20 protein-coding genes are annotated in these 24,273 nt (G+C 50.4%); 15 read left to right on the forward strand and 5 right to left on the reverse strand.

Going from position 1 to position 24,273, the window contains the following annotated elements; all coding sequences use genetic code 11:
* A partial coding sequence (pdxR, locus tag MES37_RS13020) for a MocR-like pyridoxine biosynthesis transcription factor PdxR (RefSeq protein ID WP_237931642.1) occupies nucleotides 1-1,454 on the reverse strand: 1,454 nt, incomplete at its 3' end.
* Between the two features lie 110 nt (nucleotides 1,455-1,564).
* On the opposite strand from pdxR, the gene puuE reads away from it, so the two are divergent.
* From puuE to MES37_RS13040, 4 genes are all read left to right on the forward strand, one after another.
* Nucleotides 1,565-2,830, forward strand: a complete 1,266-nt coding sequence (gene puuE, locus MES37_RS13025) for a 4-aminobutyrate transaminase (RefSeq protein WP_237931644.1) — start codon at nucleotides 1,565-1,567, stop codon at nucleotides 2,828-2,830.
* A gap of 11 nt (nucleotides 2,831-2,841) precedes the next feature.
* On the forward strand, nucleotides 2,842-4,293 hold the full coding sequence (locus MES37_RS13030; RefSeq protein WP_237931662.1) for an NAD-dependent succinate-semialdehyde dehydrogenase: 1,452 nt from the start codon (nucleotides 2,842-2,844) through the stop codon (nucleotides 4,291-4,293).
* Nucleotides 4,294-4,321: 28 nt separating this feature from the next.
* Entirely contained in the window at nucleotides 4,322-4,852 is a 531-nt protein-coding gene (locus MES37_RS13035; RefSeq protein WP_237931646.1) for a hypothetical protein, read from the forward strand.
* A gap of 113 nt (nucleotides 4,853-4,965) precedes the next feature.
* Complete coding sequence (locus MES37_RS13040; RefSeq protein WP_232887071.1) at nucleotides 4,966-6,444, forward strand: APC family permease; 1,479 nt, start codon at nucleotides 4,966-4,968, stop codon at nucleotides 6,442-6,444.
* A gap of 43 nt (nucleotides 6,445-6,487) precedes the next feature.
* Here the strand turns inward: MES37_RS13040 and MES37_RS13045 are convergent, their stop codons facing one another.
* Nucleotides 6,488-7,177, reverse strand: a complete 690-nt coding sequence (locus MES37_RS13045; protein ID WP_232887072.1) for a cache domain-containing protein — start codon at nucleotides 7,175-7,177, stop codon at nucleotides 6,488-6,490.
* A 17-nt stretch (nucleotides 7,178-7,194) separates the two neighbouring features.
* Nucleotides 7,195-7,929, reverse strand: coding sequence for a FadR/GntR family transcriptional regulator (locus MES37_RS13050; protein ID WP_064546180.1), 735 nt, complete (start codon nucleotides 7,927-7,929; stop codon nucleotides 7,195-7,197).
* Nucleotides 7,930-8,106: 177 nt separating this feature from the next.
* On the opposite strand from MES37_RS13050, the gene MES37_RS13055 reads away from it, so the two are divergent.
* Genes MES37_RS13055 through MES37_RS13070 form a run of 4 tightly spaced genes read left to right on the forward strand, consistent with a single transcriptional unit; the run spans nucleotide 8,107 to nucleotide 13,134 of the window.
* The gene (locus tag MES37_RS13055; protein ID WP_232887073.1) at nucleotides 8,107-9,534 is read left to right on the forward strand and encodes a gamma-aminobutyraldehyde dehydrogenase; all 1,428 of its coding nucleotides are present in this window, start codon (nucleotides 8,107-8,109) and stop codon (nucleotides 9,532-9,534) included.
* 35 nt (nucleotides 9,535-9,569) lie between these two features.
* Nucleotides 9,570-10,046, forward strand: coding sequence for an ester cyclase (locus MES37_RS13060; protein ID WP_121813603.1), 477 nt, complete (start codon nucleotides 9,570-9,572; stop codon nucleotides 10,044-10,046).
* Between the two features lie 8 nt (nucleotides 10,047-10,054).
* Nucleotides 10,055-11,947, forward strand: coding sequence for an NAD(P)/FAD-dependent oxidoreductase (locus tag MES37_RS13065; protein ID WP_064546186.1), 1,893 nt, complete (start codon nucleotides 10,055-10,057; stop codon nucleotides 11,945-11,947).
* Nucleotides 11,948-11,952: 5 nt separating this feature from the next.
* Nucleotides 11,953-13,134, forward strand: coding sequence for a cytochrome c (locus MES37_RS13070; protein ID WP_121815632.1), 1,182 nt, complete (start codon nucleotides 11,953-11,955; stop codon nucleotides 13,132-13,134).
* 426 nt (nucleotides 13,135-13,560) lie between these two features.
* On the opposite strand, the gene MES37_RS13075 is transcribed toward MES37_RS13070, so the two are convergent.
* Nucleotides 13,561-15,180, reverse strand: a complete 1,620-nt coding sequence (locus MES37_RS13075) for a phosphoethanolamine transferase (protein ID WP_121813602.1) — start codon at nucleotides 15,178-15,180, stop codon at nucleotides 13,561-13,563.
* A gap of 560 nt (nucleotides 15,181-15,740) precedes the next feature.
* Here MES37_RS13075 and arnB point away from each other — a divergent pair.
* The 7 genes from arnB to arnF all read left to right on the forward strand — a co-directional run bounded on the left by arnB (nucleotide 15,741) and on the right by arnF (nucleotide 23,211).
* Nucleotides 15,741-16,880, forward strand: coding sequence for a UDP-4-amino-4-deoxy-L-arabinose aminotransferase (arnB, locus tag MES37_RS13080; RefSeq protein ID WP_237931648.1), 1,140 nt, complete (start codon nucleotides 15,741-15,743; stop codon nucleotides 16,878-16,880).
* Nucleotide 16,881: 1 nt separating this feature from the next.
* Nucleotides 16,882-17,865 carry an undecaprenyl-phosphate 4-deoxy-4-formamido-L-arabinose transferase gene (gene arnC, locus MES37_RS13085; protein WP_237931650.1) on the forward strand — a complete coding sequence of 328 codons (984 nt, stop codon included), beginning with the start codon at nucleotides 16,882-16,884 and terminating at the stop codon, nucleotides 17,863-17,865.
* The gene (gene arnA, locus MES37_RS13090; RefSeq protein ID WP_237931652.1) at nucleotides 17,862-19,844 is read left to right on the forward strand and encodes a bifunctional UDP-4-amino-4-deoxy-L-arabinose formyltransferase/UDP-glucuronic acid oxidase ArnA; all 1,983 of its coding nucleotides are present in this window, start codon (nucleotides 17,862-17,864) and stop codon (nucleotides 19,842-19,844) included. The genes arnC and arnA overlap by 4 nt, the downstream gene beginning before the upstream one ends.
* On the forward strand, nucleotides 19,841-20,737 hold the full coding sequence (gene arnD, locus MES37_RS13095) for a 4-deoxy-4-formamido-L-arabinose-phosphoundecaprenol deformylase (protein WP_237931654.1): 897 nt from the start codon (nucleotides 19,841-19,843) through the stop codon (nucleotides 20,735-20,737). The genes arnA and arnD overlap by 4 nt, the downstream gene beginning before the upstream one ends.
* A 4-nt stretch (nucleotides 20,738-20,741) precedes the next feature.
* Entirely contained in the window at nucleotides 20,742-22,403 is a 1,662-nt protein-coding gene (gene arnT / locus MES37_RS13100; RefSeq protein ID WP_237931656.1) for a lipid IV(A) 4-amino-4-deoxy-L-arabinosyltransferase, read from the forward strand.
* A 104-nt stretch (nucleotides 22,404-22,507) separates the two neighbouring features.
* On the forward strand, nucleotides 22,508-22,831 hold the full coding sequence (gene arnE, locus MES37_RS13105; RefSeq protein ID WP_064546201.1) for a 4-amino-4-deoxy-L-arabinose-phosphoundecaprenol flippase subunit ArnE: 324 nt from the start codon (nucleotides 22,508-22,510) through the stop codon (nucleotides 22,829-22,831).
* Nucleotides 22,831-23,211 carry a 4-amino-4-deoxy-L-arabinose-phosphoundecaprenol flippase subunit ArnF gene (arnF, locus tag MES37_RS13110; protein ID WP_064546202.1) on the forward strand — a complete coding sequence of 127 codons (381 nt, stop codon included), beginning with the start codon at nucleotides 22,831-22,833 and terminating at the stop codon, nucleotides 23,209-23,211. Before arnE ends, arnF begins: the two co-directional genes overlap by 1 nt.
* 62 nt (nucleotides 23,212-23,273) lie before the next feature.
* On the opposite strand, the gene MES37_RS13115 is transcribed toward arnF, so the two are convergent.
* Entirely contained in the window at nucleotides 23,274-23,939 is a 666-nt protein-coding gene (locus MES37_RS13115; RefSeq protein WP_064546204.1) for a winged helix-turn-helix transcriptional regulator, read from the reverse strand.
* Nucleotides 23,940-24,273: the final 334 nt, after the last annotated feature.

Genomic DNA, 24,273 nt, shown 5'->3' on the forward strand with positions numbered 1-24,273 from the left:
ATCTCCGCCAGACGAATAAACGAGGCCTCCATATCGCTATCCTGAATGCTGGCGAAACCGACTAATAGTCCTTTCATTTTCTGTTGATTAAAATAATAACGCGACAATGGCCGGACCAGAATCCCTTCAGCATTCGCAAGCCTTGAGATGCCAATATCATCCGCTTCAAGGGGGAATTGAATAATCAGATGCAGACCGGCGTTACTGTTAAAATAACCAAGATAGGCTTCACCCAGATACTGTTTAATCAGTTCCACCAATAAACTGCGGCGTTTGCTATATAACTGGCGCATTTTGCGAATGTGCGCGGCGTAATAGCCTTCACGGATAAACTCTGCTAAAGCTGCCTGAACTATCTGATGACCACCGCGATAAAGCTCGTTATGGACCTTTTTAAGTGGCGCCGCTAACGGCTTGGGCAGCACGACATAACCCAGACGCAGTGCGGGATACAGCGTTTTACTGAAGGTGCCGATATAAATGACTGGGCTGTTTTCTTCCAGCCCTTGTAGTGACGGTATCGGCTGGCCGGAAAAACGAAATTCACTGTCGTAATCATCTTCGACAATCCAGCTTTTAAATTCCCTGGCCTGCGAAAGTAATAACTGCCGTCGAGGCAGGCTCATCACCGAACCAAGCGGATATTGATGGGAAGGGGTCACGAAGATTAATTTTGGCCGCACGGCGGGGGCCGGTTCTGGAACTAATCCCTGATCGTCGACATCACACGCCGTCATATTGACGGCATTGATGCGTAATATATTCTTAATGCCCCAATAGCCGGGCTCTTCAATCCACGCATGGTCGCCTGGGTTACATAACGTGCGGGTGACTAAATCCAGAGCCTGATGAATCCCTTCGGTGATTAATATCTGGTCGGTGGAACATTTTACTCCACGCGCGGTACGCAAATAATCAGACAACGCGGATTTCAACAACTCGAGCCCGCCGTCTGCGTCATAAGTCAGATATTGCGGGTCAGGGGACCTGGCGACGCGATCATAAATCTTCTTAAATATGCGGTGCGGGAAGCTATTCACATCGGGCACACCAGGAATAAAAGCCCCCCATTGCGCGGGGCTGGCACTGGCATTTCCCAGCAGTTCAAGGCCACGGTCTGAAAGAGTTGCAGGTGCGTCAGGCTGTGTGGTTTGTACCGTTTTAGTGACTTGCGTGGTGAGATTATCCAGCACACTTTCGGTGACGAATGTGCCGCTGCTGGTGCGTGTTGAAATATAACCTTCTGCCTGCAACTGCTCATACACCCGTAATACGGTATTTCGCGACAGTGCCAGTTCATTTGCCAAATCCCGGGTCGGTGGCATGCGCGCTGCTGGACGTAAACTCCCTTCGAGGATGCAGCTGCATATCGCAACATAGAGTTTCTTATGAAGTTTCTCGCCAGGCGTGTGGATAAATGCCTGCTTGATCACATCTACGGCAAGTGAACGCATTTGGATCCTATTATTAAAACGAATTGGCTCTCGATTAAGGTACCAGATACTGTCTAAATGAATCAGGTAATACAACCTGTCTATTTGATAAATGTGTGAGGGATAAAAAAATGAGTAATAACGAACTCCATCAACGTCGTCTGGCTGCTACTCCACGTGGCGTAGGTGTGATGTGTAATTTCTTTGCCCAATCGGCTGAAAACAGCACCATCACTGACGTTGAAGGCAAGCAGTACATTGATTTTGCCGCCGGGATTGCCGTGCTGAATACCGGCCATCGGCATCCTCGCCTGGTGCAGGCGGTTGAGCAGCAACTTCAAGCGTTTACTCACACCGCTTATCAGATTGTCCCTTATGAAAGCTACGTTCAGCTTGCAGAAAAAATTAACGCCACCGCGCCAATCGCTGGGCGTAAGAAAACGGCTTTTTTCACCACCGGGGCTGAAGCGGTAGAAAACGCGGTGAAGATTGCCCGCGCCCATACTGGCCGTCCTGGTGTGATTGCTTTTAGCGGTGGGTTCCATGGTCGCACTTACATGACCATGGCGTTAACCGGCAAAGTGGCTCCCTACAAAATTGGTTTTGGCCCATTCCCTGGGTCCGTCTTCCATGCGCCGTATCCGTCCGAACTGAACGGGATTTCCACTCAGGATGCGGTGAAATCCATCGAACGCCTGTTTAAATCCGACATTGAGGCAACTCAGGTAGCGGCGATTATCTTTGAACCTGTGCAGGGTGAAGGCGGCTTCAATGTGGCTCCGCCTGAATTTGTGGCGGCGATTCGCCAGATTTGTGATACCCACGGCATCGTGATGATTGCTGACGAAGTGCAAAGTGGTTTTGCGCGCACCGGCAAAATGTTTGCCATGAACCATTACGCGCATCAACCTGACCTGATGACTATGGCGAAAAGCCTGGCAGGCGGCATGCCGTTATCTGGCGTGGTGGGTAAAGCGGAAATTATGGATGCACCTGCGCCTGGCGGTTTGGGCGGGACTTACGCCGGTAACCCGCTGTCGGTGGCGGCAGCCCATGCGGTGCTGGATATTATTGCTGAGGAAAAACTCTGCCAACGAGCCGAAGCACTGGGCGAACGGCTGACATCTGCGCTGCGCGAGATCAAACAAAATTGCCCGGCCTTAGCGGAAGTGCGTGGCCTTGGCTCGATGATTGCCGCAGAATTTTACGACACCACAACTGGCGAGCCGTCTGCGGCAATTGCCCAGCAAGTGCAGAAACGTGCGTTGGAGCAAGGCTTGCTGTTACTGACCTGTGGTCAAAATGGCAACGTGATCCGTTTCCTTTATCCGCTGACCATCCCTGATGCTCAGTTCGATAAAGCGCTGGATATCATTAAAACCGCGACGCAAATGTGAGACCCAAGATGATCAATTTAAACAATACAGACCTGCTGCTCGACAGTTGCCCGGTTGGCGGCGAGTGGAGCCACGCCCAGTCGGGTAAAACCATGGCGGTGGTCAATGCCGCGACGGGGCAGAAAATCGCCGAAGTGCCGTTGATGGGGCAAGCTGAAACTCAGCAGGCGATCGCGGCGGCAGAGATGGCGCAAAAAGCGTGGAAGATGCAGACTGCGGCAAGCCGCGCAAAAATCCTCCATCGTTGGGTGAGCCTGATTCAGGAAAACACTGAAGATCTGGCGCGGCTGATTACCAGTGAAGGCGGCAAACCACTGGCTGAAGCGCGTGGCGAAGTAAACTATGCTGCCTCGTTCATTAGCTGGTTTGCGGAAGAGGCGAAAAGAGTCGATGGCGTGTTGTTGCAACCGACCAACCCGGATCAACGTTTTATCGTCTCGAAACAACCTGTTGGTGTTTGCGCGGCAATCACCCCGTGGAATTTCCCGGCGGCGATGATCACCCGCAAAGTAGCCCCGGCATTAGCCGCAGGCTGTGCAATTATCGTTAAGCCCGCGGAACAAACGCCACTGACCGCGCTGGCGTTAGCCAAACTTGCCGAACTGGCAGGTTTGCCAAAAACCCTGTTGCAGGTCATTACCGGAGATGCCAAAGAAATTGGCGGTGAACTGTGTCGCAATGCCACGGTACGCAAACTCAGTTTCACCGGCTCCACGGAAACAGGGCGCTTATTAATGGCGCAATGTGCTCCGACCATCAAAAAGCTCTCGCTGGAGCTTGGCGGAAATGCGCCGGTTATTGTCTTTGACGATGCCGACCTTGGGCTTGCCGTAAAGGGCATTATGGCGTCGAAATTCCGTAACAGCGGGCAAACCTGCGTGTGCGCCAACCGCATCTACGTGCAGAGCGGGATTTATCAAAAGTTGTGCGATGAACTGGTGAAAGCGGTTGAAGCCCTGAAAGTCGGCAATGGTATGGATGACGGCGTGACACAAGGGCCGCTTATCAATGCCAAAGCGATTGAAAAAGTTGAGCTGCATCTGAATGACGCGCTGCAAAAGGGCGCCACGCTGTTAACTGGCGGCCATAAACATCCGTTGGGTGGCAATTATTTCGCTCCGACCGTGGTGGCCAATATCACGCAAGAGATGCGTTTTGCTCGTGAAGAAACCTTCGGGCCGGTGGCTGCGCTGTTTAAATTCGACCGTGACGACGAAGTAGTGAATTACGCCAACGATACCGAATTTGGCCTTGCCGCGTATATATTCACGCAGGATGCGAAGCGCCAGTGGCAAATTCCTGAAGCACTGGAATACGGCATGGTAGGGGTCAACACCGGGCTGATTTCCAACGAAGTTGCGCCATTTGGCGGCATCAAGCAATCAGGGCTGGGGCGCGAAGGCTCACGCTTTGGGATTGATGAGTATTTAGAGATGAAATACGTCTGCGTTAACCTCGCTTAACCCATTCACATTTACAACCTTCTGGCGGGTGACGCTACGCTTACCCGCCCTACAAAATCCTGACTTCTGGTGGGTGACGCTGCGCTTACCCGTGCTACAAAATCCAAATTTCTGGCGGGTGACACTGCGCTTACCCGCCCTACAAAATCCAAATTTCTCGCGGGTGACACTGCGCTTACCCGTGCTACAAAATCCAAATTTCTGGCGGGTGACGCTGCGCTTACCCGTGCTACAAAATCCTGACTTCTGGTGGGTGACGCTACGCTTACCCGTGCTACAAAATCCTGACTTCTGGCGGGTGACGCTGCGCTTACCCGCCCTACAAAATCCTGACTTCTGGCGGGTGACGCTGCGCTTACCCGCTCTACAAAATCCAAATTTCTGGCGTGTGACACTGCGCTTACCCGCTCTACAAAATCCTGACTTCTGGCGGGTGACACTACGCTTACCCGCTCTACAAAATCCTGACTTCTGGTGGGTGACACTACGCTTACCCGTGCTACAAAATCCAAATCGTAGGTCGGATAAGCGTAGCGTCATCCGACAATTCTCTTGTTAAAATCTCGCTCAAAATCTTTAACAATTATGTGACATTAAGCGTATACATATAACATATTATGTTTTATAAAATATACACACTGCCTGCCCTTATGCCACATAAAGAGAAAAGATATGGACCAGACGACAGACAAACAACATCACCAACATCAGCCAGTTAAAGGCGAGCAATTCAACCGCTCGATAGGGCTGATGTCTAACTTCGCATTGGGATTTACCTACCTTTCGCCACTGACTGCGGTTTATTCGCTGTTTGCGTTGGCCGTGACGCTCGCGGGGCCACCGGCTATCTGGTGGATATTGATTGTGGCGTGCGGGCAACTACTGGTGGCGTTAGTCTTTGGTGAAGTGGCCTCGCAATATCCGATTACCGGTGGCTTATATCCGTGGGCGAGAAGACTTTGGGGTAAAAAATATGCCTGGATTGCCGCCTGGATCTATCTTTGGGCGTTAGTGGTTACCATTACTTCGATTGCGGAATACACCTCTACCTTCGTGGCCTCGTTATTCCACTACGCCACTAGTGCGGGCAATATGATGGTGACGTCTGTCGTCTTGCTGCTGATTATGATGGTCGTGAATATGTCAGGCACCAAAAACCTGGCTCGGGTGGCGAGAATTGGTTTCTGGTGTGAAATCGTCAGCGTTATTGCACTCGGCATTTATCTGCTGATATTCCATCGCTCGCAACCTTTCTCCGTGGTATTTGACTCGATGGGCGTGTTGGCTAACGACGGCAATTACACCACCGCCTTTATGTCAGCATCTTTGATGGGGCTGTTTATGTTCTTCGGCTTCGAAGCCTGCGGTAATGTGGCAGAAGAAGTGAAAAACCCAGGTAAGAAAATTCCCGTGGCGATGATTTTAAGTATCGTGTTTGGTGCCATCTCTGCGGTAATTTCGATTATGGGTTATTTGTTATCGTCCCCAGATTTAGTCAACATTGTAAACGGTAAAATTCCCGACCCGATTCCGGCGATTCTCAACGAAGCGTTGGGGCCAACCGGTGCTACGGTCTTTATTGTGGTCGCGGTGATTGCGATGTTGTCTTGTATTCTTTCTTTGCAAGCTGCCTTGAGCCGTCTGATATTTTCCTTCTCCCGCGATAACATGCTACCTGGCAGCGAATGGATGTCGAAAATCTCCAAACATAGCGTGCCGGATAACGCCATGATGGTGAGCTGTTTGTTACCGGTGATTATCTGCGTGTGGGTCTATTTCCAGCCTGATAGCCTGGCGCGTATTACCGCATTTGCGGTCATCGGTATCTATATTTCCTTCCAGATGGTGGTACTGGCGGCATTGCGCCAGCGCCTGAAAGGGTGGAAACCTGCCGGTGAATGGACGGTGGGTTCGTGGGGGATTATCGTCAATATTCTGGCACTGGCTTACGGGTTGTGCGGTATTTGGTTACTGGCGCAACCGGCCCAGAGTGAAAACTTTATGGACCGCTGGACGGTGCTGGTAGGACTGGCGATTGTGATTGGTTCGGGCCTGATTTATATGTTCGTCAGCAAACCGTTTGGTCGCTCGAGTGCACCCGAGAATGATGCGATTGAATACGCTCGTAAATTAAATACCGAACAAGTTTAATACCAATGTCGGATGTCGCTTAGCGTAGCGACATCCGACTTACTCACATATATAAATTAAAATAATCATTCTCAAAGACAATATTCGTCACACTGGCATCCAGTAAATCACCGACGCGGAATCGTGGATGGGTAGAGAAAATAATTCTGCGCTCTTTATTGGTTAGAATAACTTTATCATTAGCCGCATAAGGTAATAGCTCATCCTCTACACGGCTGACCAATAAATCTATCGCCGCAACACCTAAAAACTGATCCTGAAAATGAACCGGGACGGCGCAGGTGAGGGTGTACGAAGTATTGCAAATATAGTCGACGTAGGGGCCATGGATAAAGGCGTTATCCACCGATGGTGCTTGCTTAAACCATTCAAAGGTACGGAAATCCAGGCGCTGTTGTGTGGCCTGGTCCAAATCCAGATTCACCTGTTTTACACCATCGGCTTTCTTATACCACCACTCCAAAAGCCAGAATTCCTTATTGCTGACGCTGCTTTCAATATGGCTGGCAAAACCGGCACCCGCACAGTAACCATTACTATTCAGAGTTTGTTTAATATGATCCTGAATGGTTTTTCTGACTGACGGCTCAAGCAGATGCTCCAGCTTAACGTCTTTAATTTCAGCCAGCGAAGCTTCAATTTCCCTGGCAAGCAACACGGTGGATTCAATAGTCGAGTTAATGATTTTATCAATTTTGGTGCTTAGAGTACGGAGTGATGTTGTTTGTAGCATATTTATGCCTGTTGTTTTTATTGGTTATTATTTACGTTGTGCTTCAATTTATTTTCTATCAGATAGAAAGTAAACGTGTCGATTAATTTTTTGGCAATGTTAACTGACTCGATTTCATTGTGAGATTCCAGCGTGTCAATCAACGAGATATACAGATCAACAATCTCGCGATGTATATTTTCTGAACGGAACAGCATCGCCACCAGTGACGACCATTCAGATTGCAAAATCAGCTCCTGGTTTGCCAGACGTGCTGACTGTGAACAGGCGGCAATGGCTAACAAACAGCGCATGTCGGCCTGAGTACGTGCCTCGGGCGTGGTGGAGGCGGCAAGTACTGCAACAAAGTCGCGCAGGCGGGTAATATCGGCGTTCGTCATACGGCGCGACGCAAGCCTTGCGCTGTGGCTAATAATCGCGCAGTGCATCTCGCCCAAATCAGACAGGTAATCAGTGCTCAGGGTTTTAAAAGGATTAAGAGAGTGACTTAATTCCCACGCTTGTTCGCACACAAAACTGCCACCGTTACGCCCACGCACCGTATGAATTAAATTATTCGCGCGCAGCGTGTTTAACGCTTCCCGGATGGTGATGTGCGAAACCCCCATCATTTTTGCCAGATCGGCTTCATTCGGTAGCTGCTCGTTTGCCTCAAGCAGGCCGGTAATAATGGCGTTGGAAAGCCGCTGAACTATCTGATCGGAACGGCTGGCCTGACCGATTGGCGCGAATATCACCGCATGCGTAATCATAATTTTCCCTGAAGAGAGACTCCTTGAATAAGGCCACTGAACATAGCATACAAGCGCTGCGTAAAGAATCACTTCGGAATGGGATGTATATCATATTGTTAGCAAAATGTTATTGAATTTAATCTTCATCAAACATATTACATAATATAATATATGTTTAAACCAGCGGAGAGCACGATGAAGATTCTGAAGCATTTTATCAATGGGCAATATGTCGCGGGTTCGCAGGAGAACCTCTTTGAGCTGGTTAGCCCGGTGAATGGTGAAACCTACGCACTGTCGCCGAGCGCCGGTCGTGCGGAGGTCGAACAAGCTTATCAGGCGGCGAAAACAGCTTTTGCGGTGTGGAAACACTCCACGCCGTCGCAGAGACAGCGTGCGCTGCTGAAACTGGCGGATGAAATTGAACGTAATGTTGAACGCCTGATTCAGGCGCAAAGCGAAGAAACCGGGCAGCTGCGGCATTTCATTGAAAAAGAAGAGATTGCGGCATCCTGTGATGCGCTGCGTTTTTTTGCTGGTGCTGCGCGTTGCCTGGAAGGAAAAGCCTCCTATGAATATGCCGAGGGCTTAACCTCGACGATTCGCCGCGAACCGCTGGGGATTGTCGGCCAGGTCACCCCGTGGAACTATCCCTTCATGATGGCGGTGTGGAAAATCGCACCGGCACTGGCCGCCGGAAACACGGTGGTGTTAAAGCCCAGCGATACCACGCCCATCAGCACGTTGATTCTGGCGGAACTGGCAGCACCTCTTTTCCCGCAAGGGGTATTTAACGTGGTGCTCGGCAAAGCGGAAACCGGCTCGCTGGTGGTGTCCAGCACCGAAGCGTCACTGGTTTCGATAACCGGTTCGGTTCGTGCGGGGTTGCAAGTTGCTGCCTCTGCTGCGGCTAATTTGACCAAAGCGCACCTTGAATTGGGCGGTAAGGCTCCGGTCATCGTCTTTGCCGATGCCGACATTGCCAAAGCGGTGGAGGTCATCACCACCGCAGGGTTCTTCAATGCCGGACAAGACTGCACCTCGGCGACGCGAATTTTGATTGAAGACTCTATCTATGCGCAATTCCTCGAAAAATTGGTCACCAAAACCCGCGCTATCAAATTTGGCACACCGGAAGATAAAGACGCGTTGTACGGCGCGTTAAACAGCCGCAACCAACTAGAACAGGTCAAAGGTTTTATCAGCCGCCTGCCGTCACACGCCGTCATCGAAACTGGCGGCAAAGCGGGGGATGGCCCAGGCTTCTATTTTGAACCGACGATTATTTCCGGGCTTGATCAACGCGACGAGGCCATCCAGCACGAAGTGTTTGGCCCGGTGATGACAGTGCAGAAGTTTTCCTCCGAGGCGGAAGCACTGGAGAAGGCCAATGATGTGGAATACGGCCTGGCGGCGAGCATCTGGACCAGCAACCACAGCCGCGCCCAACGTTTCAGCATTCGTCTGGATTTCGGCACCGTATGGATTAACAACCATATTCCTCTGTGTGCGGAGATGCCTCACGGCGGCTTCAAAAAATCTGGCTATGGCAAAGATTTATCATCCTACTCACTGGATGAATACACGCGAGTGAAACACATCATGTGTGACATCTCTGAATAATTAACGCCGCTCCGATTAGACTTTAAGGTGATGAAATGAAAGCAATGAAAGTCGCTGTTCTGTCCCTGGCGCTGTTCTCAAATTTGGCATTAGCGGAAGTGTCTCCGTTAACGGTGGTTAAAGATTATATGTCGGCGTGGAATGCCCATGACGCCGCAAAGGCCGCGCAATATTTATCCAATGATGTGGTGTATTACGATGCCGCCAGCGGCACGCCGGTGAAAGGGAAAAGTAACGCCGAAAAAGAGGTGATTGGCGCGTTTATTAAAGCGGTGCCAGATTTAACCTGGAAAATGACCAGCAAGCCAGTTTACGATCACGACACTATCGCTTTTCGCTGGGAATTCAGCGGTAAAAATAGCGGCGAATGGGCGGGAAGCCCGGCCACAAATAACCCGATTAAATTTGAAGGAGTCAGTTATATCACCGTCAATAACGGGAAAATAACCTGGCAGGGCGATTATTACGACTCCAAAAAGCTCGACGAAGAACTAAAGCCACAAGCTAAATAAGGACTGATATGTCTATCACCAGACGTGATTTTCTCAATGGAGTGGCAATTACTATTGCCGCAGGGATGACACCACTTGATTTTGCAAAAGCTGCCGGAAAAGCCAGTGTGATGATTGGCGATGACTATTATCCACCGCAACTCACTGGGCTGCGTGGGAATCATCCCGGTTCTTTTGAAATGGCACATGCGATTGGCCGCGATCATGAAAAATTTAGTACCGACCATCTGCCCATCGAAGAAGAATATGATCTGGTGATTGTTGGCGGCGGGCTAAGTGGTTTATCTGCCGCCAGCTTCTGGCATGATTTGGCGGGTAAGAATAGCAAAGTGCTGGTGCTCGATAATCATGATGATTTTGGCGGTCACGCGAAACGTAATGAATTTAAAGCGGACGGCAAAAAAATCATTGGCTATGGCGGCAGTGAAGCCTTTCAATCGCCGAGCCGCAATTTTAGCGATGAGGTAAATGGGCTGCTGTCTACCGTCGGCGTAAGCGTCGTCAGAATGAAGGAAAGCTTTGACGTTAATTTCTACCCCGATTTAAAACTCAGCCGTGGCGTTTTCTTCGACAAAAAGAACTTTGGTGAAACCAAAATTGTCAGCGGTGATCCTGGGCACGCCGTCGCTGATGATATTCCGCGCGATAAACTCAATGGTCGCCCCCTTGAAGCATTCATTAATGATTTCCCGTTGAGCGAAAGCGATCGCAAAGCCATTTTGGATCTGCATGTTAATCCAGTGGATTACCTGAAAGGCATGACCGCCGACGAAAAATCCGCGTGGATGGACACCCACAGTTACCGCGATTTCCTGGTAGAAAAAGTCGGCTTGAGCAAAATGGCGCTGATGTATTTCCAGCAACGCACCAACGACTTTTTTGCCATCGGTATTGAAGGCGTAAGTTGTAGCGATGCCCGAACCTGCGCGCTTCCGGGAATGGATGCCATGGATTTACCGCCGCTTGATGAAGAGGCACAGGCCGATCTCGATGAACCCTATGTTTATCATTTTCCTGATGGTAATGCCGGGCTTGCGCGGCTGATCGTCAGGCACCTGATTCCAGATGCGCTGCCGGGTAACACCATGGAGGATTCCATTACCGCCAGGCTTCATTATGAAAAGCTCGATCTGCCGGAAAACAGCACACGCCTGCGCCTTAACAGCATGGTGATTAATGCGGCCAATAGCGAAGACGGTGTGGTGGTGACTTACGTGAATGACGGTAAAGCGCATCGCGTGAAAGGGCGAAAAGCCATCATGGCGGGTTACAACATGATGATCCCGTATCTGGTGCCTGAAACGCCGGAACAGCAAAAGGCTGACCTGCGACTCAACGTTAAAGCGCCGCTGGTGTACACCAATGTGGTGGTCAAAAACTGGCAGTCATTCATGCAATTAGGCATCCACGAATTTTATTCACCCGCCGCACCATATAGCCGCGTGAAGCTGGATTATCCGGTCAGCATGGGCGGTTACCAGCATCCGCAAAATGCCGATCAACCGATGTGTCTGCATATGGTTTATGTACCGACGTATCCGGGAAGCAAATTGAGTGCGCGTGAGCAATTCCGCCAGGGGCGGGCGTATTTACTGGGTACGCCATTCGACACCCATGAAAAAATGATTCGTACACAATTGCAGGAAATGCTCGGGCAAACCGGTTTTGACCATGAACGGGATATTACTGCCATCACCGTTAACCGCTGGGCGCACGGTTATTCTTACTACGCCACCGCCTTGTTCGATGATATGGACAAAATGCCCGAAATCATTGAGCGCGCGCGTCAACCCATTGGCCGCATTGCGATAGCCAACTCTGATTCCGACTGGGACGCCTACGCGCATACCGCGATTGACCAGGCGTGGCGCGCGGTCAACGAACTTAAAGCGATGGGATGAGCGACATGAAACAGACTTTATTGGCTATTGGCTGCTTGTTCGTCGCGGGGAATGCCGCCGCGAGTTCGGCAGGCGAATATATGGCAAAGATTTCAGATTGCGTGGCGTGCCACACCACCGAAGGCGGAGCGCCGATGGCGGGCGGGAAAAAGTTCTCCACGCCGATTGGCGATATTTACGCCACTAACATCACGCCGGATAAAACCTTCGGCATTGGTAATTATTCATACGAAGACTTCGAAAAAGCCGTCAGGCAGGGCATCGCAAAAGATGGGCATCCGTTGTATCCCGCGATGCCGTATCCGTCCTACGCCAAAATGACGGATCAAGATATTCGTGCCTTGTATGACTATTTCATGAATGAGGTTCCGGCGGCGGATACAAAAAACAAAGACAATGAGATCCCTTTGCTCTTGTCGGCCCGCTGGCCTTTGCATGTCTGGAACTGGTTGTTCGTCGAAGAGACGGCCCCTGAAAATAAAACCGGGCAGCCCACTGATTTATTAGCCCGAGGTGCTTATCTGGTGGAAGGGCCGGGGCATTGTGGTGCGTGTCATACCCCAAGAGGTGTGACGATGCAGGAAAAAGGCTATGACGCCTCCAGCGCTGAATATCTGACGGGGGCGATGATTGAAGGTTGGTATGCACCTTCGTTGCGAAACATTTCTATGTCGAGAGATGAATTAAAAGATCTGCTGCGCATGGGGCGCAGCCAGCACGATGCGCTTTCCGGGCCAATGAGTGAGGTGGTGACGCAGAGCACGCAGTATCTGACCGACAAAGATCTGGATGCGATAGCGTTTTATTTGCTGAACTTTAACCACAAAAATGGCGTGCCGGTGGCTGCCGATGGCGCCATTGTTTATGCGCCGACAGACGGTAAAACGCTGTATTCGATGTATTGTTCCACCTGCCACGGTGATGACGGAAAAGGCAAAGATTTCACCGTCCCTTCGTTAGTGAACAACACGGTAGTCAACGCCAAAGACCCGTCATCATTGATTTCTGTGGTTTATCAGGGCGCCGAAACACCGCAAACCCACGGCAATATTTCTTTCAAAATGCCGGCATATAAAGAGGTGATGTCTGACGATGAAATGACCAATGTGGTTAATTACGTCAGAGGAACGTGGGGCAATGGCGCGCCGCAGGCGACCAAAGATGAGGTTAGTGCGATAGCGAAATAGAGTCCTGCGGTGGATGACGCTAGCGCTTATCCACCCTACAAAACAAAGCGTTATGAAACCGCGCAGGTCGGATAAGCGCAGCGCCATCCGACATTTTCACGTGTAACGACAGGTGCAAGCGGTGGATGACACTAGCGCTTATCCACCTTACAAAAACAAAGCCTTATGAAACCGAGTAGGTCGGATAAACGCAGCGCCATCCGACACCACTGGCGTAAATGGTGGATGACGCTGGCGCTTATCCACCCTACAAAACAAAGTCTTATGAAACCGCGCAGGTCGGATAAACGCAGCGCCATCCGACACAACTGGCGTAAATGGTGGATGACGCTAGTGCTTATCCACCTTACAAAACAAAGCCTTATGAAACCGCGTAGGTCGGATAAGCGCAGCGCCATCCGACATTTTCAGCTGTCTGACGTTGGATTAACTCCGGCACCCGCGGAACAAATCACTATCCGCGTGGTAATCGCGGGTGGTGATGTCCCAAATCCCTAGCACCGATGAGAACAAGTTGTCATGGGAGTACGGGTTCTTCGCAGCATTATTTTTCAGACAAGTCATATTAATGTGCTTATCCGCGATAAAACCGGGTGACATCCACACCTGCATCGGTATATGCGTTTGCTGATCCGGTGCCAGTTTGTACGGCGTGCCGTGCAGATACAGGCCACTTTCCCCCAGAGACTCGCCGTGGTCGGACACATACAGCAGCACGGTGTTGTACTTGTCGCTATAAAGTTTGAGCTTTTCAATCATTTGTGCCACGACATAGTCGGTATAACGAATGGTGTTGTCGTAGGTATTGACCAGTTGTTCTTGCGTACAGTTTTCAATGTCGCTACGCGCACATTCCGGCATAAAGTGGCGTTGTTTAGCCGGATAACGCTGGAAATAGGTCGGCCCGTGGCTACCAATGATATGAAAGGCAACCAGCTTATCCCCGGCCATTTTTGCCATCTCTTCATCGATATTTTCCAGCATCACCTCGTCGAAACAGGTTTCACCATTACACAATTTCGGGTTATCGGTCGGTTTAATTTCGATAGTCGGTAACCGTTTACACACGCCTTTACAGCCACCGTCATTATCTTTCCACAGCAGCGAAACCCCGGTTTTTTGCACGATATCGAGGAAGTTTTCACTGTTAGTCGCTTTTTTGGCGTTGTACTCGGTGCGGTTCATATTTGAGAACATGCAGGGTACGGAAACCGCAGTGGCCGTGCCGCACGAATGAACGTCCTTAAACGAAATAACATCGCCACTTTGGCTGGTGAAAGCGTTGGTATCACGCTCATAACCGTTCATCGAGAAATTCTGGCTACGTGCGGTTTCGCCAATCACCAGGAACATTAGTGTCGGTTTGTCTTTATTGGCAACACGTTTGGCGTCATCACCCAATGTCTGGAACGGTTCTTTGGTGGTGAAGTAGGTATCTTGCAGATAGCGGACGGTACTGTAGACGTAGTTCGCCGGGATAATCTCTTTGTTTAGCGTTGAGTTATTGCGCCCGACAGAGGCGTAGTCCTGGTAATAAAGTGCGGCCACACCCGCAATTAGCAACAGTGATGCCGCCATAGACAACAAACGGTATGTAATGCCCTTATACCACTTGGCTGGATATTCAATCTTAATTAAAAACAGCAAGATAGCCGGAAGTATTCCGGTCAGCAGCAGCCATAAAATGATCGAGCCATTCAGATAAGAATGGGCTTCTTGTGGATTGGTTTCGACGATGTTTTGGATCATAGACTGATCAAACATCACTTTGTATTTCAGTGTCGAGTAACTGACCATTGAGCCTGTCACAAATAACAGGGCAAAAAACGGTTTCAGCAAAAATCGAATCGAAAAGGGCATAAAGACAAAGTTAAGTGCCGCAACCAATACAAACGGTATGGAGATGGCAAAACCCATTTTGACGTGCTCAAGGTGCGTCAAAATATCGTAAAAATGCAGTAATACGGGCCAGTTAAGCAAGAAGGCAAAAACCACCGCCAACAGTAAAACCAGTGGGATAAGCTTAATCCTGAAAAGTACGGGCATTAATATCTCCGAATAATTGCCGCCAAAGTAAATACCATTTGGAATCTAAAACGTGCTGGCAATTTTTACCAAGTGTTTGAAATTTGCTCAGAACAAATAAGTTGCGGTGAAGTTAAGAAATACCCTCTTAAATATCCCAAAAAACAACTCACGATTTCTACTTCAAGAGTGGTTATTTATTCATTACAAACCTTAATTTAACCTTAATAGATTAAAAACACTTAAAAAAACATGAGTCTTATAGATGGTGTTTTCGTTAAAAGTTATTTGATTCATGGTGTTGTGTTGATTTTTGTGGTTTTGGGATGTCTGTCAGTATTTTCCATTAAGGTGATTTTTATTCTGGCTGGTGCAATCTTAATATTGAGCTAAGAAAACTCTGTTAAGTTGATTTCAATTTAATCGCGGTTTAGATAACTGCATTTTGAATCAGTCATGTTGCACGTTTATTTAATAACACAGGGTCATGATAAATACATTCGTGCAACGTCTTAATCTGGAGTTACTCCAGGAGTGAGCACCGTGCTGCTAATTCGTGCTGCTAATAATGGGAATATTCAATGAGTGAATTTCTGCCTTTCTCACGTCCCGCTATCGGGCCAGAAGAACTCGCCGTGGTGAGTGAAGTTTTGCAGTCCGGTTGGATAACCACTGGCCCAAAAAATCAGGCACTTGAACAAGCTTTTTGCGAGTTAACCGGCAATAAACATGCGATTGCTGTCAGCTCAGCCACCGCCGGAATGCACGTCGCGTTGATGGCAATGGGCATCGGTGCGGGTGACGAGGTAATTACGCCTTCGCTGACCTGGGTTTCCACCCTGAATATGATTGTGTTACTGGGCGCTGAACCGGTGATGATTGATGTTGACCGCAACACGCTAATGGTGACCGCCGCCGCCATTGAAGCCGCGATAACCCCGCGAACTCGCGCGATTATTCCGGTTCATTATGCCGGAGCGCCAGTGGATATTGACGCGATCCGCGCCGTGGGTGAGCGCCACCAAATTCCGGTGATTGAAGACGCGGCACATGCGGCGGGAACGTACTATAAAGGCAAACATGTTGGCGACCGTGGGACGGCAATTTTCTCGTTCCATGCGATTAAAAACATGACTTGCGCAGAAGGCGGGTTAATCGTCACCGACGACGAGGCGTTCGCCAACCGCATGCGTAGCCTGAAATTCCACGGGCTGGGTGTTGATGCCTTTGACCGCCAGACGCTTGGCCGTGCGCCGCAAGCCGAAGTGATAGCGCCTGGTTACAAATACAATCTTGCCGATATTAATGCCGCTATCGCGCTGGTGCAGTTAGGCAAACTTGCGCAAAACAATGCTCGCCGTACAGAAATCGCCGGACGTTACTTAGCTGAACTGGCGAACACGCCTTTCTTGCCGCTTATGCAGCCAGAGTGGGAACACCAGCACGCCTGGCATCTATTTATTATTCGCGTTGATGAAGCGCGTTGCGGCATTTCCCGTAACGAACTTATGGAAGCCCTGAAAGCAAAAGGCATCGGCAGCGGTTTGCATTTCCGCGCCGCCCATACCCAGAAGTATTACCGCGAGCGATACCCAACGCTCTCTTTACCCGATACCGAATGGAACAGTGAGCGAATTTGCTCTATTCCGTTGTTCCCAACGATGACTGATGACGATGTCTCCCGCGTGATCAACGCGTTGCGTGAAGTCGCAGGAAAATAATATGACCAAACCAGTAGCCATCCACAAAGTCTCTGTGGTGATCCCCGTTTATAACGAACAAGAAAGCTTGCCCGAGCTTATCAAACGCACCACCGCGGCGTGTGAAACGCTGGGTAAAGATTACGAAATCCTGCTGGTCGATGACGGCAGCACTGACAATTCAGCCGATATGCTAAGCGATGCCGCCGAAGCGCCAGACAGCCATATTGTTGCGGTGTTACTCAACCGCAATTATGGGCAACACAACGCGATTATGGCGGGCTTTAGCCATGTTACCGGCGATTTGATTGTCACGCTGGATGCGGATTTACAAAACCCGCCAGAAGAGATCCCCCGCCTGGTGGCGAAAGCCGATGAAGGTTACGACGTGGTCGGCACCGTGCGCCAGAATCGCCAGGATACCTGGTTTCGCAAACGCGCTTCACGGCTGATCAACCGCCTGATTCAGAGCACCACCGGCAAAGCGATGGGCGATTACGGCTGCATGCTGCGCGCCTACCGTCGCCACATTATCGACGCGATGCTCAATTGCCACGAACGCAGCACCTTTATTCCCATTCTGGCGAATACCTTTGCGCGTAAAGCCACGGAAATCCCGGTGCATCACGCCGAGCGCGAATTTGGCGATTCGAAATACAGCTTTATGCGCCTGATTAATCTCATGTACGACCTGGTCACCTGCCTGACGACCACACCACTGCGCATGCTCAGTGTGTTTGGCAGCATCATCGCGGTAATGGGGTTTGCGCTGTCCGTTCTGCTGGTGGTTTTACGACTTGCCTTCGGGCCGCAATGGGCGGCGGAAGGGGTGTTCATGCTCTTCGCGGTGCTGTTTATGTTCATCGGCGCACAGTTTGTTGGCATGGGGCTATTAGGGGAATACATCGGCAGGATTTACACCGATGTCCGTGCCCGGCCACGTTACTTTATTCAGCGGGTGGTTAGCCGCGAGTCAGTTTCAATTTCTGAGGAAAATCAACAATGAAAGCTATCGTTTTTGCTTATCACGACATGGGCTGCGCGGGTGTTAACGCACTGGTCGCCGCCGGTTATGACATCGCGGCTATTTATACCCACCCTGATTCACCTTCTGAAAACCATTTCTTTGGCTCAGTTGCGCGAACGGCGGCGGAACATGGTATCCCGGTTTATGCACCGGATGACGTCAATCACCCGCTGTGGGTTGACCGTATTAAATCGGCACAGGCTGATGTGATTTTCTCGTTCTATTACCGAAACTTGTTGTGCGAAGAAATTCTGCAAAGCGCAACGGTCGGGGCATTTAACCTTCACGGCTCGTTATTGCCAGCCTACCGTGGCCGCGCGCCGTTGAACTGGGTGTTGGTGAACGGCGAAACCGAAACCGGCGTTACGCTGCATCGTATGGTTAAGCGTGCTGATGCCGGTGCCATCGTCGAGCAAAATCGCGTCACGATTACGCCACAAGACACCGCGCTAACGCTGCACAAGAAACTGACGGAAGCGGCTACTGAACTGCTGGAAGATATTCTGCCAGTCATCAAAACCGGGCATTTCCCGCAGGTTGAGCAAGACCACAGCAAAGCAAGCTTAGTTGGCCGTCGGACACCACAAGATGGCCGCATTAACTGGCAATCCACCGCGCAGGAAATTAATAACCTGGTGCGAGCCGTTACCGACCCATGGCCGGGTGCTTTCAGCTATGTTGGCGGCAGCAAATTTATCGTCTGGAAAAGCCGTGTGCTGGAAGGGTTGCAGGCAGCGAAAGCCGGAACCGTGCTGTCCGTCAGTCCGCTGGTGATCGCCACGGGTGGCGGTGCACTTGAAATACTCACCGGGCAAACGGACAACGGCGTATACATGCAGGGCGCGCAACTAGCGCAAACTCTGGGTCTGGTGGCGGGGGCGTTACTCAGCAGCCAACCGGTTTCGGCTATTAAACGCCGCACTCGCGTGCTGATCCTTGGAGTAAACGGTTTTATCGGCAACCACCTGACCGAGCGTCTGTTGCAGGACGACAACTTTGAAGTGTACGGGCTGGATATTAGCTCTGATGCCATCAGCCGTTTCCTCGGCAACGCGCGCTTCCACTTTGTGGAAGGCGACATCAGCATTCACTCCGAGTGGATTGAATACCACATTAAGAAATGTGACGTGGTGCTGCCGCTGGTGGCGATTGCCACGCCGATTGAATATACCCGTAATCCACTGCGCGTCTTTGAGCTAGATTTCGAAGAGAATCTGAAGATTATTCGCGACTGCGTGAAGTATCAAAAACGCATTATCTTCCCGTCTACCTCTGAGGTGTACGGCATGAGTACCGATAAGGTCTTTGATGAAGATAACTCGAACCTGATTGTTGGTCCCATCAACAAACAGCGCTGGATTTACTCGGTGTCCAAACAACTGCTCGACCGCGTGATTTGGGCTTATGGCGAGAAAGAGGGTTTGCGCTTTACGCTGTTCCGTCCGTTTAACTGGATGGGGCCACGCCTCGATAACCTGAATGCTGCACGTATCGGTAGTTCACGCGCCATTACCCAGTTGATTCTCAACCTGGTAGAAGGCTCACCGATTAAGCTGATTGATGGCGGGCGTCAAAAACGTTGCTTCACTGATATCAGCGACGGTATCGAAGCGTTGTTCCGCGTTATCGAGAATAAGAACAACAATTGCGATGGGCAAATCGTCAATATCGGTAACCCGGACAATGAAGCGAGTATCAAAGATCTGGCTGAAATGCTGCTGGCGAGCTTTGAAAAACACCCGCTGCGCAACCATTTCCCGCCATTCGCTGGCTTCCGTGAAGTGGAAAGCAGCACCTATTACGGTAAAGGTTATCAGGACGTGGAACACCGTAAGCCAAGCATCCGCAACGCACAGCGCTTACTAAACTGGACGCCAACGGTCGAGATGGGAAAAACCATCGACGAAACGCTGGATTTCTTCCTTAATACAGTTGAACTGACGGAACCTCAGGCATGAGAAAAGTTGGCCTGCGCATTGATGTAGATACATGGCGGGGCACCCAACAAGGGGTTCCGCATCTTCTTGAGATCTTAAGTTTGCATGGTATTCAGGCCACATTTTTCTTAAGCGTTGGCCCGGATAACATGGGCCGCCATTTGTGGCGCCTGGTGAAACCGCAATTCCTGTGGAAGATGCTGCGTTCGAAAGCCGCATCGCTCTACGGTTGGGATATTTTGCTGGCGGGTACCGCATGGCCGGGCCGCAAAATCGGTGAAGGCAATGCGGAGATTATTGCAGCGGCGGCGGATCATCATGAAGTCGGGCTGCACGCCTGGGATCACTTTGCCTGGCAAACCTGGGCGGGTGTCTGGGAGAACGCGCATCTTGAGAAACAAATTCGCCTTGGCCTGGAATCATTGGGCCAAATTGTCGAGCAACCGGTGAGCTGTTCAGCGGTTGCCGGATGGCGTGCTGACCAGCGCGTGGTGCGGGCAAAAGAGTCGTTCAAATTCACTTACAACAGCGACTGCCGCGGAACCACACCATTTCGCCCGCTATTACCCGATGGTAGCAGCGGAACGGTACAAATTCCGGTGACGCTACCGACCTGGGATGAAGTGATTGGTAAAGGGGTCAGTCGTGAAGGCTACAACCGTTTTATCCTTGACCGTATTAAGCAAGATAGCGGTACGCCGGTGTACACCATTCACGCCGAAGTGGAAGGGATGGTGATGCGCAAAGACTTTGATGAACTGCTGACCATGGCAGCACGGGAAGGTATTCAGTTTTGCCCACTTAGCGAACTATTACCGCAAGATTTAACCACTTTGCCATTGGGGAGAGTGGTGCGCGGTGTGGTCCCAGGTCGTGAAGGCTGGTTAGGCTGCCAACAACTTATCGGGCGCTAAACGGATGAAATCAGCAAAGTACTCGCTTGTTCTGTTATTAGGTTTTGCTCTGCTTTACCTGCTGCCGCTAGAATTCCGCGCCCTGTGGCAACCGGACGAAACACGCTATGCGGAAATCAGCCGCGAGATGCTGGCGGCGGGTAACTGGATCGTCCCGCATTTTCTCGACGTGCGTTATTTCGAAAAACCGGTTGCCGGATACTGGATTAATAATCTCAGCCAGTTGATTTTCGGCCATAACAATTTCGCGGTGCGCTTTGGCTCGGTGTTTTCTATTACGCTAAGCGCACTGATGGTGAGTTGGCTGGCGTTGAGTATCTGGCGTGACAAGACCGTTGCGGTGCTGTCTGGCGTGATTTTCCTGACCTGTCTGCTGGTTTATGGCGTGGGCACCTACGCGGTGCTGGACCCGATGATCACGCTGTGGCTTGTGGCGGCGATGTGCAGCTTCTGGCTTGGCACCCATGCGCAGACCACCGCCGGAAAGGCGGGCGGCTATATTCTGCTCGGCCTGGCCTGCGGCATGGGGGTGATGACCAAAGGTTTCCTTGCATTAGCGGTGCCGGTGCTGGGCGTGTTGCCGTGGGTTATTGCACAAAAACGCTGGAAAGAGGTGCTGTTGTTTGGCCCGCTGGCGGTATTGAGCGCGGTGGTTATTACCCTGCCGTGGGCGCTGGCTATTGCCAAAGCGGAGCCGACATTCTGGAACTATTTCTTCTGGGTTGAGCATATCCAGCGTTTCGCCGAGAAAGACGCGCAGCATAAAGCGCCATTCTGGTATTACATTCCCTTCCTGATTGCCGGTTGCTTACCCTGGCTGGCGTTGCTGCCGGGTGCACTAAAACGCAGTTGGCAGGAGCGTTCAAGCGAAAGCGGCTCGCTCTATTTACTGGGCTGGGTGGTGATGCCGCTGCTGTTCTTTAGCATCGCGAAAGGCAAATTACCGACTTATATTCTGCCGTGTTTTGCCCCGCTGGCTATTTTGCTGGCGCGCCATGCTACGCAATTACTGGCTTCGACTCGCACCCTGAAAATCAACGGCTGGATAAACGTCGCTTTCGGCGGGATTTGTACCTTAGCCGTGCTGGTGGTACTGGCGCCCTGGGGCGTGGCAAAACATCCGCTTTATGCCAGTCACGAAGTGCTCAAAGCGATACAGGCGGCAGTGGCTTTCCTGGTCTGGGCGCTGGTCGGCTATCTTACCCTGCGCAATAACGCCAGGCACTGGCAGTGGGCGGCAATATGCCCGCTGGGTCTGGCGTTGTTAGTTGGCGGCGTGATTCCTGACAAAGTTATCGATTCCAAACATCCGCAAGTGTTCATCGACGTAGTGCGCCCGGAGCTGGAGAGCAGCCGTTATATTCTTGCCGATAGCGTTGGGGTAGGCGCGGGTATCGCCTGGGAATTAAAGCGCAGCGATATTACGATGTACGCCAAACCGGGTGAGCTGAATTACGGCCTGACGAATTTCGCCGATGCGCAAGATAACTTTGTCTCCCGCGAGGATTTCGCCAGCTGGCTGGCGGAACATCGCCAACAAGGCAATGTTTCGTTGGTGTTGTTGCTGTCGAAAGATAAAGTGCCGGAAGACCAGGATGTACCACCGCCCGATAATATTTATCGCAAAGGCCGCTTTGTGCTTTTCTTCTATGAAAAAACGCCATGATAGCGTGCTGACAAAGGCAGAAAATCTGGTTTTGTAGGGTGGATAAGCGTCAGCGCCATCCACCATTTTGAAGTGAACCCCGAAAAAGGTCTGTCATCAGTCTTATGAGTTATTTGCTGATAGTGCTGGCGAGTTTACTGAGTTGTGGCGGCCAGCTTTGTCAGAAGCAGGCCACTTACAAACGCGGTCGGCTGCATTTATTGGGCTGGCTGGCGTTAAGCGTGCTGTTGCTGGGCTGCGCGATGTTGCTGTGGCTGCTGGTTTTGCAACGCGTGCCGGTGAGCGTTGCGTATCCGATGTTGAGCCTGAACTTTATTTTTATCACCCTGGCGGCGCGTTTTATTTGGCATGAGCCGGTGTCACTGCGGCACTGGCTGGGCGTGGTGGTGATCATCTGCGGCATCAGCATACTGGGAGGTGCCGCCTGATGGGCTACGTTTGGGCCTTAATGAGCGTGCTGTTGGTCACTTGCGCGCAGCTGATGATGAAATGGGCGATGATGGCGCTGCCGCCAATTGACCGCCCACGCGAGCTTTTTTCGGCATTCTGGGGAATTAGCCCTGGCGCTGAAATACTGGTGATTGGACTGCTGGCGTATGTCTGCTCGATGGCATGCTGGTTTATGGCATTACGCCGCGTGGCGCTCAGCAAAGCTTACCCACTGCTCAGTTTGAGTTACGTGCTGGTCTGGGCGGCGGCTATCTGGTTGCCGTGGCTGCATGAGCGTTTCAGCGCCGGAAAATTGGTCGGGGTTGGGGTGATTTTCATCGGCTTATTGCTGGTCTGTATTCCCGATAAAAAACGCTAAACCTGGCTGCGGGCAAAAAAATGGTGGATGTCGCTAGCGCTAATCCACCGACCTTGCTGTGATTAATATTTTTTCGGCGGGGTAAACAATTCAATTAACACCCCGCGGTCTGTCACGATGTAACCCCCTTCCTTTAATTGCGCAAGAATCTTCATAATGCTGCTGCGCGATAAAAACGTTCTGTCCTTGATATAAGTGGCGACACTCACTTGATTTCTGACGTCTTCAGGTTCGTTCATCAATTCATAGAGTTGGTGGCAGATTATCTCATAGGACGACAGTGACGATATTTTGCTGCAATGATCATAAATCCGCGTAATGGTGTAAATCATCAAGTAGCTTAACTGCTTCCATAAATTATGGCGGGCGATGATTTTGTTGGTGTCATCAATCGATAAAAAGCTGATCTCTGAGTCTTCATTAGTGCGTATAGAAAGATAATCCTGCGCAAGGTGTTGGGTGCTAAGCCCGAAAATGTAGGGGGCAGATTCTGAGTTTAATATTATCCCATCGTTGCGGCGGTAAAGTGTCACGCTGCCTTTATGTAGGATAAAGCACATACGCTTATCGCTTTCTTTATGGTTAATGAATTGTCTGTCAGTTGTTTCTAATTTGTTGCTCATGGGGGTCAGATATTTTATTAAAGCCATAATGTCATCAACAGGCTTCTTGCTTTTGGATAGGTAATTCTCTGAAAAAAAAGGATTTTCGTATTGAAAGTCTTTCATTTTAGGCTTGCCGTTATTTGAAAAATAATAAAATTTGATGGTTGGGATTATGCTTAAACAAAATATTTTTAAAAGAAATTAGCGGTGTAAAAGTACACCCAAAAATATGTTGAAATGATCTCTGTGTTTATATCAAAATCTGCCCTGTAAATAGTAAGGGTAAAAATTGCTGTATTTAACTAAAAGCAATTAATAACTAGCTTCACTATTTAACTATCTGAAAGCCTGAGAATTGCTCAGCAATAAATGTTGATCATTAAACAGAGATAGCCCTTTTACCTTATTAAAGATAAAGGGCTATGGCTTTCTATTAACGGTAAATATATTCAAGGAA

The organism is Buttiauxella sp. S19-1 (assembly GCF_022134725.1).
Taxonomy (GTDB): Bacteria; Pseudomonadota; Gammaproteobacteria; order Enterobacterales; family Enterobacteriaceae; genus Buttiauxella; species Buttiauxella ferragutiae.